General features: G+C 71.0%; 14 protein-coding genes. 7 read left to right on the top strand and 7 right to left on the bottom strand.

The features are described from left to right. Positions 1-262: 262 nt before the first annotated feature. The 3 genes from GAS53_RS20345 to GAS53_RS20335 all read right to left on the bottom strand — a co-directional run bounded on the left by GAS53_RS20345 (position 263) and on the right by GAS53_RS20335 (position 5,227). Positions 263-2,131 (bottom strand): DUF3492 domain-containing protein, encoded by a 1,869-nt coding sequence (locus GAS53_RS20345; RefSeq protein ID WP_225859008.1) that lies wholly within the window; start codon positions 2,129-2,131, stop codon positions 263-265. A 223-nt stretch (positions 2,132-2,354) separates the two neighbouring features. Continuing rightward, the gene (locus GAS53_RS20340) at positions 2,355-3,674 is read right to left on the bottom strand and encodes a DUF3152 domain-containing protein (protein ID WP_404829256.1); all 1,320 of its coding nucleotides are present in this window, start codon (positions 3,672-3,674) and stop codon (positions 2,355-2,357) included. A 563-nt stretch (positions 3,675-4,237) separates the two neighbouring features. Next, positions 4,238-5,227, bottom strand: a complete 990-nt coding sequence (locus GAS53_RS20335) for an alpha/beta fold hydrolase (RefSeq protein ID WP_151479062.1) — start codon at positions 5,225-5,227, stop codon at positions 4,238-4,240. Positions 5,228-5,425: 198 nt separating this feature from the next. Here GAS53_RS20335 and GAS53_RS20330 point away from each other — a divergent pair, with 198 nt between their 5' ends. The 4 genes from GAS53_RS20330 (at position 5,426) to GAS53_RS20315 (ending at position 7,356) form a co-directional block, all read left to right on the top strand. After that, entirely contained in the window at positions 5,426-5,650 is a 225-nt protein-coding gene (locus tag GAS53_RS20330) for a hypothetical protein (protein ID WP_151479061.1), read from the top strand. A gap of 209 nt (positions 5,651-5,859) precedes the next feature. Further along, positions 5,860-6,501, top strand: coding sequence for a TetR/AcrR family transcriptional regulator (locus GAS53_RS20325; protein WP_151479060.1), 642 nt, complete (start codon positions 5,860-5,862; stop codon positions 6,499-6,501). A gap of 155 nt (positions 6,502-6,656) precedes the next feature. After that, positions 6,657-6,884, top strand: coding sequence for a DUF3107 domain-containing protein (locus GAS53_RS20320; protein WP_151479059.1), 228 nt, complete (start codon positions 6,657-6,659; stop codon positions 6,882-6,884). Between the two features lie 202 nt (positions 6,885-7,086). Then, positions 7,087-7,356, top strand: a complete 270-nt coding sequence (locus GAS53_RS20315; protein WP_151479058.1) for a hypothetical protein — start codon at positions 7,087-7,089, stop codon at positions 7,354-7,356. Between the two features lie 104 nt (positions 7,357-7,460). Here the strand turns inward: GAS53_RS20315 and GAS53_RS20310 are convergent, their stop codons facing one another. Further along, positions 7,461-8,198, bottom strand: coding sequence for a ferritin-like fold-containing protein (locus tag GAS53_RS20310; protein WP_192583190.1), 738 nt, complete (start codon positions 8,196-8,198; stop codon positions 7,461-7,463). 297 nt (positions 8,199-8,495) lie between these two features. On the opposite strand from GAS53_RS20310, the gene GAS53_RS20305 reads away from it, so the two are divergent. Beyond that, entirely contained in the window at positions 8,496-11,174 is a 2,679-nt protein-coding gene (locus tag GAS53_RS20305; protein WP_151479056.1) for a DEAD/DEAH box helicase, read from the top strand. Positions 11,175-11,316: 142 nt separating this feature from the next. Further along, complete coding sequence (locus tag GAS53_RS20300) at positions 11,317-12,186, top strand: alpha/beta fold hydrolase (protein WP_151479055.1); 870 nt, start codon at positions 11,317-11,319, stop codon at positions 12,184-12,186. A 162-nt stretch (positions 12,187-12,348) separates the two neighbouring features. On the opposite strand, the gene GAS53_RS20295 is transcribed toward GAS53_RS20300, so the two are convergent. Beyond that, positions 12,349-13,263: an NYN domain-containing protein gene (locus tag GAS53_RS20295; protein WP_151479054.1), complete on the bottom strand. Its 915-nt coding sequence runs from the start codon at positions 13,261-13,263 to the stop codon at positions 12,349-12,351. A gap of 211 nt (positions 13,264-13,474) precedes the next feature. Between GAS53_RS20295 and GAS53_RS20290 the strand changes: the two genes are divergently transcribed. Continuing rightward, a complete protein-coding gene (locus tag GAS53_RS20290) occupies positions 13,475-13,627 on the top strand; it encodes a hypothetical protein (RefSeq protein WP_007384531.1) in 153 nt (50 codons plus the stop codon). A gap of 158 nt (positions 13,628-13,785) precedes the next feature. Here the strand turns inward: GAS53_RS20290 and GAS53_RS20285 are convergent, their stop codons facing one another. Next, a complete protein-coding gene (locus GAS53_RS20285; RefSeq protein WP_151479053.1) occupies positions 13,786-14,391 on the bottom strand; it encodes a MarC family protein in 606 nt (201 codons plus the stop codon). Between the two features lie 131 nt (positions 14,392-14,522). Next, on the bottom strand, positions 14,523-15,389 hold the full coding sequence (locus tag GAS53_RS20280) for a PHP domain-containing protein (RefSeq protein ID WP_151479052.1): 867 nt from the start codon (positions 15,387-15,389) through the stop codon (positions 14,523-14,525). Positions 15,390-15,576 lie beyond the last annotated feature (187 nt).

Below are 15,576 nucleotides of genomic sequence, written 5' to 3'. Positions count from 1 at the left end.
GCGCCCCTCGACGACCCGGGCCGAGCGTCCCTGACTCCCGACTCGCTCAGCCGGCCGTCCGCCACCCTCGACTCGCCCAACTGCACGTCTGCCACCCGCGTCTCCCCCGGCTGGACGTCCACGACCCGTGTCTCGCCCACCTCGGCGTCCGTGTCCACCGACTGCCCGACGCCTGCCAGCCACTCCTCGGACCGCGCGTCCCACGCCCCGGGACTCTCCGGTGCCTGAGGCCGGTCCACGCTCCCGACCCGTCGCCGCCCGTTCACCGCGTCCCCTCCCCCGCGGGCACCGGATCGCCCGTAGCGGCTCCCGAGGCGGCTCCCGAAGCAGACCCAAGTGGAAGGCCCCGCACGGGCGGCCCGGCCGCCCACCCGGGCCCCCGCCGGCCGGCCACCAGTCGCGTCCCCGACTCGGCCCACCGCTCCGGTACATGGGCCTCGGCCGGTACGGCGAACGGCAGGGGTTCGCCCGAGTTGTCGACGACGACCCGCCGGACCGGACAGCGCGAGACGATCTCGAGGTAAATGCCGTGAAATGCCGTGATGTTCTGCTCGACGGTGAACAGTTCGAGCGCACGCGCGCGTGCCGCCGCCCCGAGACGCGCGCGGCGCTCGGGGTCGCGCAGCAGGGCGACGCACGCCTCGGCCAGGGCCCGCGGATTGCGCGGCGGCACCACCAGACCCGTACCGCCGATGACCTCCACGACCGCGCCGACGTCCGTGGAGACCGTGGCGCGCCCGCAGAACATCGCTTCGACGAGGCTGATCGGGAAGCCCTCGACGACGCTCGACAGGACGACGACGGAGCCTGCCGCGTACGCCTCTGGAAGGGTCGGCACGTCCGGTCCGCCGATCTCCTCGAAGGAGACCGGGTTGTCGCCGATGGCGTGCGCGCCGTCCGCCTCGTCGGGGAAGAGCTGCGCGGCCAGCGCCTTGCAGTGCGCCAGATACGTCGCGCCCTCCAGCCCGTCGCCCGGCGCGCCGACGATCCGCAACCGTGTCTTCGGCTGTTCCTTGCGGATCTCCGCGAAGGCGTGCAGCAGCGAGATCAGATCCTTGGCGGGCTCGATGCGCCCGACCCACACCAGGGTGTCCGGCTCGGCGGATTCTGCACTCTCACCCACCTCCCAGAAGCGGGACGCCTCCATACCGGGATAGACCGTACGAATCTTGGCGCGGTCGGCGCCGCAGCGCTCCTGCCAGCGGCGGGCGTGCGTGTTGCCGGGTGTGATGACCGTGGCCTGCCGGTAGGTCTCAGCGGCGAGCAGGCCGTGGAACGCGGCGAGCAGCGCCCGCGCCGGGGCCGAAGCCACACGGCCCTCCAGATCCTCACGCGCGCTCAGATAGTGCGCCCGCAGCTGCACCCCGTACTCCGTGACCAGCAGCGGTACGCCCGAGAAGTGCCGCGCGAGCAGCCCGGCCAGCGCCGCCGCGCCGCCGGACGTGGCGTGGCACAGGTCGACCGAGCCGAGCCCGTCGTCCTCGTACCAGTCGAGCGAGAGCGGTCGCAGCGCGCGCTCCACCTGGGCGGCGACGGTGAGCAGATCCGGTACGCGTGCCCCTCGTGCGGCACGTAGGGCGCCGGGCGCGCGACAGGCGCGCTCCAGGGCGCGCACGGCGGTCTCGGAGCGCAGAGCGCCGACCAGGCCGCCGCCCTCGTCCCTGACGAGTTCGGCGAGCCCGTACAGCGCGTCGCCGAAACGGTCCGCCACCCCGGCCGAGGCGTCCCCCGCGGCCCCCCCAGCCCCAGTGGATCCAGCAGATCCGGCAGACCCGGCAGATCCGGCGGCTCCGGTCGTTCCCGTGGGCCCGGCGGACCCGATGGACCCCGCAGAGAGGTCCCCCGCACACACGGCCGCCGCCAACTCCCCATAGCACTCGGCGAATCGGCGCCGCGCCCGTCGCCCGTATCCGACGCCGTCGTCGTCCGCGGTCCACAGCGGCGCGGTGTGTACGCGGCTGACCTGGGGCGGGAGCTGGATCCAGCCCTCGTCCTCCTGTCGGTCGCTGCGGCTGAGCGCGTAGATGTCGAATTCGTGCTGCCCGAGCCCGCGCACGAGCCGGTCGCACCAGAGCCTGGCGTCACCGCTCACATACGGATAGCCACCCTCCGTAAGCAGTCCGATGCGCACGAACGCACCCCCGATCTCCCGTCTGGGGAGCCGCCGTTGACTCGGCGGCTCGCAGCGGGACGAACGTATGCGGACATGACGGTGGCGCGATGGACGGTTGTCCATCGCGCCACCAAAAGGGGTGAACGGTCGTAACTTTCCCGTGCGAGTCGCGTTCCGTCGCGCTAAGAGATCAACCGAACACTTTCCGTCACGTCATGGCCAGCGAGGCGACCTGTCTCTGTCAACTGTTGGGGAACGGCCAGGGGTTGGCCCGGCAGCTGATTCCGTCGTAATCGAGGAACTTGGTCTGCTGCTGCATGACCGGCGCGAGCGCGCCGTCCACGCTGCAGGTCACATGGTTGAAGCCGAGCCGGTGGCCGATCTCGTGGTTGATCAGCATCTGGCGGTACGCGTACATCTTGTCGCCGTACGTCTTGGAACCCTGTGCCCAGCGGTACGCGTTGATCATCACGCGGTCGGTGGCCGCCGAGTCGCAGGAGACGTTGTCCTCGGTGGTGTCGAGACCCGATTTGGCGCACCAGAACGCGGTCGTCCCGGGACTCGCCAGGGTGATGACGAAGTCGGGCTTCCCGGAGGAGACCCGCTCGAAGGTACGGCCGCCGTCGTGGGCCCAACTCCGTTCGTCGTTCAGGGTTTTCTGCACGGCCTGCGCGAAGAGTTCCCCGTCGAGGCCGAGGCCCTTCTCGACGTCGACGCGATAGGTGTACTTCCGCCCGGTCCCCGGCGCCTTGTCGAATCCGGCGATCGCCTCGAAGTCCCCGGAACCCTTGAGATCGGCTGCGAGGGAGTACTTCTTCCCCATCTGCTGGTCGTACGACAGCGTGGCCGCGCCCGGTTTCTCGGACGGCGCCGGCCGGTTGTCGGTGCGCGACGCGGAGTCCTTGGTCTCCCGGTCGGCGTCACTCGCGGCCTGCGGGCGTACGGAGTTGTCGTCGCCCCGGCCGGTGACCTGCCCGGCCACCACGACGGCCAGCACGGTGGTGACGGCGGCTGCCGCGATGCCGGTGAAGGCCCGGCCCTTGCCGCTCCTGGCCTTCTCCGGCCGGATCTCTGTGTCTGCCGGGTCCTTCGGGGGTGCCTTGTGCTCGACCTCGTCGTCCCAGTCGGTGACGGAGGCGAAGGGGTCGGCACGGAGCGCTGCCGCCGCGGTCGATCGGGGCGCGAAGGGATCGTCGTTCTCGTCGAAGGCGTCGACGTAGGCCTGACGGGGACCACCGGCTCCCGCCTGGGGCGGCGGTGCGTACCGCTGTCGGGGGATCGTGGGTCCGGGGCGGCCCTGAGGCCCGCCCTGACCTTGCGGAGAGCCATAGGGAGCGCCTGGCGGAGAACCGTTGGGGCCGCCTTGGCCGCCGCCCTGGCCGCCTTGCGGAGCGCCGAAGAAAGGTCCCTGCGGGGGCGCTTGGGGTACTCCGTACCCGACGCCCGCCTGCGGTCCACCCCTCAACTCGCCCCAGCCACCGCCGGTTTCCCGCTGCTCGGGGTGCCCACCACGGACCCGGGGTACGCCGTGTGCGGGGGTGCCGTCGGGATAGCGCGGCATGCCGTGCGCAGGCGTTCCGTCGGGAAGCCGAGGAAAGCCGTGCGCAGGCGTCCCGTCCGGCAACCGCGGGAAGCCATGTGCGGGCGTCCCATCGGGCAGCCGGGGAAACCCATGGGCCGGGGTGCCGTCCTGCGGGCGCGGAAACCCATGAGCGGGCGTCCCGCCCTGCATACGTGGAAATCCGTGTGCCGGAGTGCCGTCGGGAAGTCGGGGCACTCCCCCCGCGGGCGTCCCGTCAGAGAATCGCGGAGCTCCCCGCGCCGGCCCGCCGGCCGGAAATCCCGGAGCCCCACCCGGAGGCATCCCGCCCCCAGGCCGAGGAACTCCCTGCCCGGGCATGCCCTCCGGCCCGCGCGGCACCCATCCCTCGGGCAGCCGGGGCACCCCTTGAGCGGGCGTCCCGCCCGTCGGAGGCGGCGGAGGTTGCTGTCCCGCGGGGCCCCGACGGCGCCGCGCCCCGGCCCCCGTCTCCCGTTCCGTCCGGGCAGCAGGAACCACGGGTATGTCGGCGGTGTCGCCCTTGGGGGCGGGCCCGCGGCGGCTGTGACGTCCCACGTCCCGCCTCAGCTCCTCGCGCTGGTAGCGCCGGTGTCGACCAACTCACCTGTGTCCGCGAGGAGTTCGCGGAAGGCCGTGGCCACGGTCTCCGGGTACTCCATCATCGCCACATGTCCCGCGTCAGGCAATGTCAGCAGCCGGGACTCGCGGAAGGCACGCGCCGCCCGCTGGGCCATGCGGTAGGCGACGAGCTGGTCACGGCCCCCGTAGACGAGGAGCGTCGGCGCGAGGACCCGCTCGGCCTGGCGCCACAGTCCGTGCTGGCCACCCAGCGTGTACGCGTTCACGATGCCGCGTGTCGAGCGTGCCATGGCGTCCCAGAAGTAGGGGAGCGCGAGCCGCCGCTCCATCTCCTCGACCGCGTTGCGGAACCCCTCGGGTGTGACCATGGACGGGTCCCCGTAACAGAGGGTCAACACGCCCCGTACGCGCTGTTCGGCGGACCAGTCCCTGGTGAACCGGGTGAAGAGGCTCGCGACACCGGGCAGGGCCAGCAGTGCCGTCGGCACCGCCGTGTGCTGCACCCGGATCTCCGGGAGCGCGGGCGACACCAGCGTGAGCGTGCGGACGAGATCGGGCCGTACGGCCGCGACGCGTGTCGTGACGGCGCCGCCCATCGAGTTCCCGAAGAGGTGCACCGGTCCGCGGTCGGCCGCGTCGAGATAACGGATGACCGCGCGCGCGTGCCCGGTCACCGAGTAGTCGCCGTCGTCCGGCGGCGGCGAGTCGCCGAAGCCCGGCAGATCGACGGCCTCGCTGTCCACGAGGCCGTCCAGGAGGGGCATCAGCGCCGACCAGTTCAGTGAGGAACCGCCCAGCCCGTGCACGTACAGCGCGGGCGGCAGCCCTTCCCGGGCCGGCGGTCTCGACCGGACCGTCAGCGTGATCCCGGGAAGCCCGACCCTGCGCAGCCGCTCCCCCGCCGCCACCCTGACGGAACCGACTTTCGGCGCGACGGAGGTGGCAAGCGCGGACGGCAGTTCGGTCGAAGGCATGCGGCAATGTTACGAGACGATCACGCGCTGGATCGTGTGTTCGCGGTCACAGACAGCGGCCGAAGCCCGGTCGGATGGCGGCCGGATCGCGTAGCGCACCGATCTCGGGTCTCATACGCTTCGTAAACGAGGGCACTCGTACTCGTGCAAGAGCGCACTCGCACAAGAGCGCACTCGTACCGCTCGGGAAGAGGACACATGACTGTCGACCCCACCGACCCCGAGACACTTGAAGACAGGGACAACACCGACGAGACGGAGTTCGACGTGGAGGCCCCCGAAGCCGACGCCGCCGAACAGCACGCGGATCTCGCACCCCACCGGGACGATGCGGTGACCGGCGGGGACCCGGACAGCGCGAACGAGGCGGACCGCGTCGAACAGGCAAGAGTCGTCGAACTGGACGAGGACGACTATCGGTGATCGGGGCCCGGAGCGATCGCCGGTGACCACTCACGGGCACGCAACCGGGAGCCCGACGCGCCTGATATGACCCCATATGAAGCGCTCCGCGTGGGTTTCGCCGGCGTCCGGTCCGTGAAATTCTGCGCTCGCACCGCGCACACCACGGTTACCGAAAAGTACGATGGCCGCGCGGCGCTCACCGCATGTGGACGATTTTGGGAGGCGGCGTGACAGCCATCGAGCAGACAGAGGCGGCACGCCCGCGGGGCACTCGCCTGCCGCGCCGTGCCCGACGCAACCAGCTCCTCGGCGCGGCCCAGGAAGTGTTCGTCGCGCAGGGATATCACGCGGCTGCGATGGACGACATCGCCGAGCGCGCGGGCGTCAGCAAGCCGGTGCTCTACCAGCACTTCCCCGGCAAGCTCGACCTCTACCTCGCTCTGCTGGACCAGCACTGCGAGTCGCTGCTGCAGGCCGTACGGACCGCGCTCGCGTCCACCACGGACAACAAGCTGCGTGTATGGGCGACCATGGACGCGTACTTCGCGTACGTGGAGGACGACGGCGGTGCCTTCCGCCTGGTCTTCGAGTCGGACCTGACGAACGAGCCCGCGGTGCGCGAGCGCGTGGACAAGGTCACGTTCGAGTGCGCCGAGGCGATCAGCGAGGTCATCGCGGAGGACACCGGCCTGTCCAAGGACGAGTCGATGCTGCTCGCCTCCGGCCTCGGCGGGCTCGCCCAGGTAGTGGCCCGCTCCTGGCTGCACAGCGACCGCAGCGTGCCGCGCGAGCAGGCGGTGCAGCTGCTGACCTCGCTGGCGTGGCGGGGCATCGCGGGGTTCCCGCTGCACGGCAGCGAGCACCACTGACAGCGGGCACACGGCAGGGGCCGTGCCTTTGTTCCCGTCCGCTGTTCGCTCCTGGCGTTCTTGGACGGAGCGTGCGCGCCCCCTCACCGGGCTAATGTGTGCTGCGTACGGCGCGGACGAACGCGCACATCAGTGACCGTCGGAGGGACATAGCCGTGGAGGTCAAGATCGGCGTGCAGCACGCGCCCCGCGAGATCGTTCTGGAGAGCGGTCAGACCCCGGATGAGGTCGAGCGCGCGGTGTCCGAGGCGCTGGCCGGCAAGTCGCAGCTGCTCAGCCTCGTGGACGACCACGGCCGCAAGGTCCTCGTCCCGGCGGACCGCATCGCCTACGTGGAGCTCGGCGAGCCGGCCCCGCGCAAGGTGGGCTTCGGCGCGCTGTAAGGCAACGAAAGAGGGGCCCGGCGGCAGCAGCCGTCGGGCCCCTCTTTTCATGCCCGGCACCCTGTCCCTCTCCGTCACCCTCCACGTCACGTGCTTCACAGATGGAGCACAAGTCATCCACAGGGGAGGATTGCATTCCGCAGGTCACGGGTATGACGGGCTACGACCGAAGTGCACACGGCCGTGCGGGAGGGACCCCTTGATGTTCTTGGAAGCGCTCGGCTCCGCGATCCTCGGTCTGGCACTGGCCTGGGCGGCGGTCCACCGCCTGCCGCACCGCCTGCCCGTCCGCAGCCTCGTCCTCCCGACAGGCATCGCGGGAGCCCTCTTCGGCGCCTTCCTCACCCACTCCGCGCTGGGCGCGGGCAACCTCCTGCTGGTCCTGCTCGGCGCGGCAGCCGTCTCAGCGGCTTCCGTCTCCTTGCTCCTCCGCCCGGCGGGAAGACTCCGCCGCACGTCGGCAACGGTGTGAGCAACGATTCAGATGACGAGCACTGAGGCGCGCCTTTAGGAGCGCGGGGAACTGCGCGACCAGCCCCCACGCACCCGCAGCCACCAACGCACCCCATGCCACGCTCAGGCCGCGAGGCCCAGCGCAGCCATTCGCTTCGTGTGCGCCTCAGTGATCCGCGAGAACATCCGCCCCACCTCAGCAAGATCGAACCCGTCGGCGACCCCACCGACGAGCATCGTCGACAAGGCGTCCCGGTCGGCGACCACCCGCTGAGACTGCGACAACGCCTCTCCCATCAACCGCCGTGCCCACAAGGCGAGTCGACCACCCACACGCGGATCCGCGTCGATGGCGGCCCGCACCTTCTCGACGGCGAACGACGCGTGCCCCGTGTCATCGAGCACGGCCAGCACAAGCCCCCGCGTATCGGAGTCGAGCCGAGCCGCGACCTCCCGGTAGAAGTCACTGGCGATCGAGTCCCCGACATACGCCTTGACGAGCCCCTCCAGCCAGTCCGAGGGCGCCGTCTGCTTGTGGAACCCGTCGAGCGCGGCGACGAACGGCTCCATCGCCTGCGTGGGCTCCGCCCCGATCTCGGTGAGCCGGTCCCGCAACTGCTCGAAGTGGTGGAATTCAGCCGAGGCCATCTTGGCCAGCTCCGCCTTGTCCGCGAGCGTCGGCGCCAGCTTCGCGTCCTCCGCGAGCCGCTCGAACGCCGCCAGCTCCCCGTACGCGAGCGCTCCCAGCAGATCCACGACCGCGGCGCGGTACTGGGGGTCGACGGAAGCCTTCGCCCAGTCCTGGGCGGCGACTCCGGTGTTTTCGGCAGATGCGTCGGGAGCGTTGTCAGGCGTCGTCATGAAGCGCACAATAGCCCGCTCACCGCGCGACGGAAGGCCCTGGTCAATCAGTGTGACGACGACTACGTGACCAAATCGGCCATCGCATATGCGCGATTCCGGGGTATGGTGGTAATGCGCTCGCTGAGTTGATCTACGTAACTCGACCAACTCGACGGGCCGCACGAATGAGGATGCCCGGTCGGTGGCCCGATCGGCTCCGACCCGACAGCCCTCCTCATCCGTACGGAACAGTGCGTACGGACTATGCGGAGGGACCCTCAGCGGCACGAGAGCTCGAGCGTCGGCAGTGGTCCCATGCCACCCGGCCCGCTGGTCAAGAGCGGCCGACGTCCCCGGCACGGTCCCGACACGACCCCCGCGCTCGCCTCGCACCGCGTACACAGAAGAGGCAGCACCCTGACTACTTTCCGAGACCTCGGGATCCTTCCCGAGACCGCCGAAGCCCTTGAGGCCGTCGGCATCACCAGTCCCTTCCCCATCCAGGAGATGACGCTCCCCGTTGCCCTGACCGGCACCGACGTCATCGGCCAGGCCAAGACCGGCACCGGCAAGACGCTGGGCTTCGGCCTCCCGCTCCTCGAGCGCGTCACCGTCCCCGCGGACGTCGAGGCGGGCCGGGCCCAGCCCGAGCAGCTCACCGACGCCCCGCAGGCCCTCGTCGTCGTCCCGACGCGCGAGCTGTGCACCCAGGTGACGAACGACCTGCTGACCGCGGGCAAGGTCCGTAACGTACGCGTTCTCGCCATCTACGGCGGCCGGGCGTACGAGCCGCAGGTCGAGGCCCTCAAGAAGGGCGTCGACGTCATCGTCGGCACCCCGGGCCGTCTTCTCGACCTCGCGGGTCAGAAGAAGCTCAACCTCAAGCACGTCAAGGCGCTCGTCCTCGACGAGGCCGACGAGATGCTCGACCTGGGCTTCCTGCCCGACGTCGAGAAGATCATCAACATGCTGCCGGCCCGCCGTCAGACGATGCTGTTCTCGGCGACCATGCCGGGCGCGGTCATCGGCCTCGCGCGCCGCTACATGTCGCAGCCCACGCACATCCGCGCCACGGCGCCGGACGACGAGGGCCAGACGGTCCGGAACACCGCGCAGTTCGCCTACCGCGCGCACAACATGGACAAGCCGGAACTGGTCTCGCGGATACTGCAGGCCGACGGCCGCGGCCTCGTGATGGTCTTCTGCCGCACCAAGCGGACGGCGGCGGACCTCGCCGACCAGCTGCAGCAGCGCGGCTTCGCCTCCGGCGCGGTCCACGGCGACCTCGGCCAGGGCGCCCGCGAGCAGGCGCTGCGCGCCTTCCGCAACGGCAAGGTCGACGTGCTCGTCTGCACCGACGTCGCCGCCCGCGGCATCGACGTCGAGGGCGTCACGCACGTCATCAACTACCAGTCCCCCGAGGACGAGAAGACGTACCTGCACCGCATCGGCCGTACGGGCCGGGCGGGCGCCAAGGGCATCGCGATCACGCTCGTCGACTGGGACGACATCCCGCGCTGGCAGCTCATCAACAAGGCGCTGGAACTCGGCCTGAGCGACCCGCCGGAGACGTACTCCACGTCCCCGCACCTCTTCGAAGAGCTGAGCATTCCCGCGGGCACCAAGGGCGTCCTGCCGCGCTCCGAGCGCACCCGCGCCGGTCTCTCGGCCGAGGCGGTCGAGGACCTCGGCGAGACCGGTGGCCGTGGTGGTCCGCGCGGCCGCGGTGGCCGTTCCGCCGGCCCGGCCCCGGCCGCCGAGCGCGACCGTGACCGCGATCGCGATCGCTCGGCGCGCACGCCGCGTCGCCGCCGTCGAACGCGCAACGGCACGCCGCTCGACGCCGCGGAGCCGACCACCTCGGAGACATCGGAGACCTCGGTGACCACCGAGTCGGCCCCCGCCACGGAGTCGCGCTCGCCGCGTCGGCGCCGTCGGACGCGTACCGGAGGGGTGTCGGAGGCCGCCGAGACCGCGGTCGCCACGGCCGAGAGCACGGCCGTCGAGGTCGCCGAACCGGCCGAGCCGGTGGCGGACGCAGAAGCCAAGCCGCGCCGCCGTCGCACGCGCCGGACTTCGGAGGCCGCGCAGCCCGAGGTCGTCACCGTCGTCGAGGAGGCCCCCGTGGCCGAGGCGACCGAGGTGACCGAGACCAAGCAGCCGCGTCGCCGCACCCGCAAGGCCGCAACGGCCGCCGAGACCGCGGTGGACACCGCCGAGGGCACGGCCGTCGAGGTGGCGGAGGTTGCGGAGACGAAGCCGCGCCGCCGTACGCGGAAGGCCGCCGAAGCCACGGTGGAAGCCGCTGCCGAGCCGGCGGAGGCCGTCGAGACGAAGCCTCGTCGTACGCGCAAGGCCACGACCACGGCCGCCGCCGAGGCAGCCCTGGACACCGCCGAAGCCGCGGAGGCCAAGCCGCGCCGCCGGACCCGCAAGACCGCCGAGACCGCTGAGGTCGCCAAGGCCGCTGAGATTGTCGAGGCCGGTATCCCGGCCCAGGCGGCCGAAGAGCCCGAGGCCAAGCCCCGTCGCCGCACCCGCAAGGCCGTCGAAACCGCTGCGACCGCCCCCGCCCCGGCGGAGGAGGCGCCCGCCGCGGAGGCCAAGCCTCGTCGGCGTACACGCAAGGCCGCCGAGACCGCGGTGGACACCGCGGAAGGCACGACGGTCGAGGTCCCGGAGGCCACGGCGACAAAGCCGCGCCGCACGCGCAAGACCGCAGCTGCCGCCGAGGCCGCCGTGGACACCGCCGAGGCGACCGAGACGAAGCCCCGCCGCCGCACCCGCAAGGTCGCGGTCGCCGAGGCCGACATCCCGGCCCAGGCCACCGAGGCCACCCCGGCCGAGGCTCCGGCCAAGCCGCGCCGTACCCGCAAGACGGCGGCGGCCACGGCCACCGCCACGGACGCGGTCACGGTCGAGGTCGCGCCGGAGGCCACGCCGCGCCGCCGCACTCGTAAGGCGGCAGCTGCCGCCGAGTCGACGGAGAGCTGACGCTCACACCTGACGGCCCGGTCCCACCATGGTTGGGACCGGGCCGTCGGCGTTCCCCGGCGCGGCTGCGGGGCTCCGCCCGTCATCTCATGGCCGCCGCCCGGCGTGCCGCCCGCAAGGTTCCCCGGATAGCCTCCTCCTCATGAGCAGGCCCGCCACTTTCGTCCCGCCCTCCTTCGCCCGCGCGTATCGGCTCGGCACCGCGCGCGGGGAGTTCGCCGTGATCGAGGCGGGCAGCCCCGTGAAGGGAACCGCGCTGCTGCTGCCCGGGTTCACCGGCAGCAAGGAGGACTTCATCTCGCTGCACGAACCGCTGGCCGCGGCCGGGTACCGGACCATCGCCGTGGACGGTCGGGGGCAGTACGAGACTCCGGGGCCACTGGACGACGAAACTCCTTACGCGCAGGGCGAGTTGGCGCGTGACGTGCTCGCACAGATCGACGCTCTGACCGACGACCCGGAGGACCGCGTCCACCTCGTGGGCCACTCCTTCGGCGGACTCGTCGCCAGGGCCGCCGTACTGCTGGACCCGACCCGTTTCCGGTCGCTCACCCTGATGTCGTCCGGGCCCGCCGAGATCTCCCCCTCCCAGCAGCAGCGCGTGAAGCTGCTGCGGGACGCGCTCGCCGTGATGGACATGGCGCAGGTGTGGGACGCGATCCAGGCCCTTGAGCCCCCGGAGGACGCCGAGGGCGACCTGGACGCAGGTCTCGACGACCAGCAGGACCTGAAGCGCCGCTGGCTCGGCAACAGCCCCGCCCAACTCACCGCTGCGGGGCGCCAGTTGTGCGCGGAGCCCGACCGTGTGGGCGACCTGGCCGCCGTAGGGCTGCCCGTGCTCGTCCTGTCCGGCGAACGCGACGACACCTGGCCGCTGCCGCTCCTCGACGACATGGCCGCACGCCTCGACGCGCACCGCACGGTCATCCACGGAGCCGAACACTCCCCCAACTCGGACCGCCCACTGGAGACGGCCGAGGCCCTTGGCGCGTTCTGGGACCGGGTGGGCTAAGCGCTCCGCTGGAAGTGCGGTGCTTCATCCGCGGGTCCGTCGTGGCTGGTCGCGCAGTTCCCCGCGCCCCTTCGGGGCGCTGCCGAACCGCACCGGACTTCGCCGGACCCGCTTAGCACCGCCTGGTACGAGCCCACTGCGGGCCCGGAGACGACAGGCGGCCTAGTACTGCCCCTGCAAGTGCTCCCAGAACCCGTCCCGCAGCGCCCGCCGCAGATCCGCCTGCCCCCGCAGCGAGTACTGAAGCAGCCCCTCCGCCTCGACGAGCAGGTCCTGGTCGACAGGGCCGGGCAGATACGGATGTCCGGGCAGCAGCTCCGCCAGCGACTCCCGCCCGCGCGCGGCCAGCCACTTCGCGGCGATCTGCGCGCCCACGAACCGCACGTCGTCGCGCGTGGGCCGGGCCGAACCCGACATGTCGAACGCGGCGGCGGTCCGCCGGGCGACGTACGGCTTGAAGAACTCCAGGTCGAAGGTCCGCTGGCTGTCGACCTCCCAGAGCAGCGGCTCCGCCTGGTTGCGGCCCTCCGGCGCCTCGATACCCCAGAGGTGCACCCGGGCCCCGTACCCCTGCGCCGCCTCGACCGCCGAGACCAGGTCCTCGTCGCCGCCGATGAGCGCCGCGTCGCTGATGGCGCGGTGCCGGGCCAGTGACTCCAGGTCGGTGCGGATCAGCGAGTCGACGCCCTTCTGCTGGTTGTTGGCGTTGAGATTGCCCAGCCGGACCTTGACGTCGGGCAGCTCGGCGATGGACTGCTGCTCCGCGGTATGGATGCGGCGCCGCGCCCCGTCGTACCAGTAGACGCGCAGCAGCCTGCTGTCCGCGAAGATCGTGCGCGCCCGGTCGATGAGCGCCTCGATGAGTCCCTCGGCGTCCAGATCGAAGGCCCGGCGGTCCTCCGTCCCGGCGACGAGCCGGCCCGCGGCCGCGTACAGGTACCCGGCGTCGACGAAGATCGCATGCGTCGACGGCGTCTTCGCCACCTCGGCGAGCATGCGCTGGAGCAGCTCGTTCGTGCGGGCGATGCGCGCGCCGAGGGAGGCCAGATCGTCGGTTGCCGCGAGGTCGTCATTCATATGCGCCTCATTGTCGCAGGCCGTCACTGCATGAACACAACCGGTCCCGATACTCGCAAGTAATTAGACGTTCGAAAAATTTCCTTAGCGTAGGGAATGTTCGTAACACACATCCCGTTGACTCCTACGGGAACGCGGGGCGCTGACGCCTCGCTCGCCCAACAACCAGTAGTTCTCCTTCAGGAGGATGACCAGACGAAGGGAGAAGCCTGTGCGCTTCGAAATCATGCGACTCGACGATGTCGACGGCACCCCCGTGGACAGCACTGTCGTGGACGCCGCCTCCGTCAACCGGATCGTTCAGCAAGCCGCCGCCATCGGGCAGCGCCTCTGGATCCGCCCGGCCGACACCTCGGCCTCATAGCAGCGGACGTTTGACAGTCTTCAGAACCCCCGTACGGCACCGACGCCGTACGGGGGTTCTGCGTCGCCCACGACGATTCCGCGTTGCGTACGAGGATTCAGCGTCGCGTACGAGGATTCAGCGTCGCGTACGAGGATTGCGCGTCCCGTACGGGACATTCAGCTGCCCTGGACGACCTGTGTGACCCCGTTGATGATCTGCTGCACGGCGATCGCGGAGAGCATCATGCCCGCGAGCCGGGTCACCAGCACGACACCGCCGTCCTTGATGACACGGATGATCAGCAGCGAGTACCGCATCACAATCCACAGCACGACATGGATGGCGATGATCGCCGTCCAGACAGACACCTGCGTCGCCACACTGTCGGCCTTCTGTACGGCCAGGATGACGGACACGATCGCGCCGGGTCCGGCGAGCAGCGGTATGCCCAGCGGTACGAGGGCGGCGTTGACGTCCTTCGTCTGCTTGGGCTCGTCCGTCTTGCCCGTGAGCAGATCGAGCGCGATGAGGAGGAGGAGCAGTCCGCCCGCGATCATCAGCGCGGGGACGGACACATGCAGGTAGTTCAGGATCTGATGCCCGAGCAGCCCGAACACGGCGATCACGCCGCCGGCCACGCAGACGGCCTGGAACGCCATCCGCTTCTGCACCTTGGCCGGCCGTCCGGCCGTCAGCGCGAGGAAGATCGGGGTGATCCCGGGGGGATCCATGATGACGAAGAGGGTCAGGAAGAGGGAGCCGAAGACGGCGAGATCGAACACGGTGAGCCTTGCGCTGGTGTGGGTGGAACACGTGGAACCCGTGCACACGTGGAACACGGAAAGGGGCGGCACGTCGGCCGCTACCGGTGATGTGGACGTATCGGCGCCCGCGCCTCAGGAGGCGAGGACGGTCAGGCGCCCGCGTTCCCACCCGCGCCCGGCACGGGGAACGCCCCCGTCGCCCGCCGAGTGATCTCCCCGTAGATCTCGGGATCCGTCGTGAACTCCCCGAGCACACACGTCTTGCGGCTGCCGTGATAGTCACTGGACCCGGTGGCCAGCAGCCCCAACTCGCCCGCGAGCCCCCGCAGTCGGGCCCGGGTGGCCGGATCGTGGTCCATGTGGTCGACCTCGATCCCGTCGAGCCCGGCCGCCGCGAGCTCGGCGATCGCGGACTCCGGCACGACCTGCCCGCGCTTGGCGGCCGCGGGGTGCGCGAAGACGGTCACCCCGCCCGCGGCCTTGACCAGCCGGATCGCCTCGAAGGGATCCGACTCGTGCTTCTCGACGTACGCCCGCCCGCCGTCGGCGAGCCACTGGGGCGTGAAGGCGTCGGAGACGCTGGGCACAACCCCCAGCTCGACCAGCGCGGTTGCGATGTGCGGCCGCCCCACTGACCCACCGGCCGCGATCCGTGCCACGTGCTCCCACGTCACCGGCACGCCCAGCTCCTGAAGCTTGCCGATCATCGCATGAGCCCGCGGCACCCGGTCGTCCCGTACGAGCTCACGCTCACGCAGCAGGTCCGGCTCCTCGGGATCGAAGAGATACGCCAGCATGTGCAGCCCCACACCGTCGAGACGGCAGGAGAGCTCGGCCCCGGTCACCAGCGTCAGCCCGGCGGGCACGGCCGCGATGGCCTCTGCGTACCCGCGGGTGGTGTCGTGGTCCGTCAGCGCGACGACGTCCAGGCCGGCGGCGGCAGCGTTGCGCACCAGCTCGGCGGGGGTGTCCGTACCGTCGGAGGCCGTGGAGTGGCAGTGCAGATCGATGCGCACGACACGAACTCCAGACACGGACGGAACAAGAGGGACCGCTCAAGGATAACGGGAGCGGAACCCACTCCTGTCACACCCATAGCCGGAGAGCACCCCCTACAGCTGCCTTCGGGGGCGCGCGCCGTAAGGGGCGCGGGGAACTGCGCGACAAGCCCCCACGAACCCGCACCTACCAAGCGCCCCAGGC

The sequence above is a fragment of the Streptomyces albicerus genome (assembly GCF_008905045.1).
Lineage (GTDB): Bacteria > Actinomycetota > Actinomycetes > Streptomycetales > Streptomycetaceae > Streptomyces > Streptomyces albicerus.
This window is presented reverse-complemented; position numbering and strand designations above follow the sequence as displayed.

What these genes read in the sequence shown, in the direction of transcription:
- GAS53_RS20330 (WP_151479061.1), top strand. Translation starts at nt 5,426, where the DNA reads ATGACTGTCGACCCCACCGACCCCGAGACACTTGAAGACAGGGACAAC.
- GAS53_RS20315 (WP_151479058.1), top strand. Translation starts at nt 7,087, where the DNA reads ATGTTCTTGGAAGCGCTCGGCTCCGCGATCCTCGGTCTGGCACTGGCC.
- GAS53_RS20335 (WP_151479062.1), bottom strand. Translation starts at nt 5,227, where the DNA reads ATGCCTTCGACCGAACTGCCGTCCGCGCTTGCCACCTCCGTCGCGCCG.
- GAS53_RS20295 (WP_151479054.1), bottom strand. Translation starts at nt 13,263, where the DNA reads ATGAATGACGACCTCGCGGCAACCGACGATCTGGCCTCCCTCGGCGCG.
- GAS53_RS20300 (WP_151479055.1), top strand. Translation starts at nt 11,317, where the DNA reads ATGAGCAGGCCCGCCACTTTCGTCCCGCCCTCCTTCGCCCGCGCGTAT.
- GAS53_RS20305 (WP_151479056.1), top strand. Translation starts at nt 8,496, where the DNA reads ATGCCACCCGGCCCGCTGGTCAAGAGCGGCCGACGTCCCCGGCACGGT.
- GAS53_RS20340 (WP_404829256.1), bottom strand. Translation starts at nt 3,674, where the DNA reads ATGCCGCGCTATCCCGACGGCACCCCCGCACACGGCGTACCCCGGGTC.
- GAS53_RS20310 (WP_192583190.1), bottom strand. Translation starts at nt 8,198, where the DNA reads ATGACGACGCCTGACAACGCTCCCGACGCATCTGCCGAAAACACCGGA.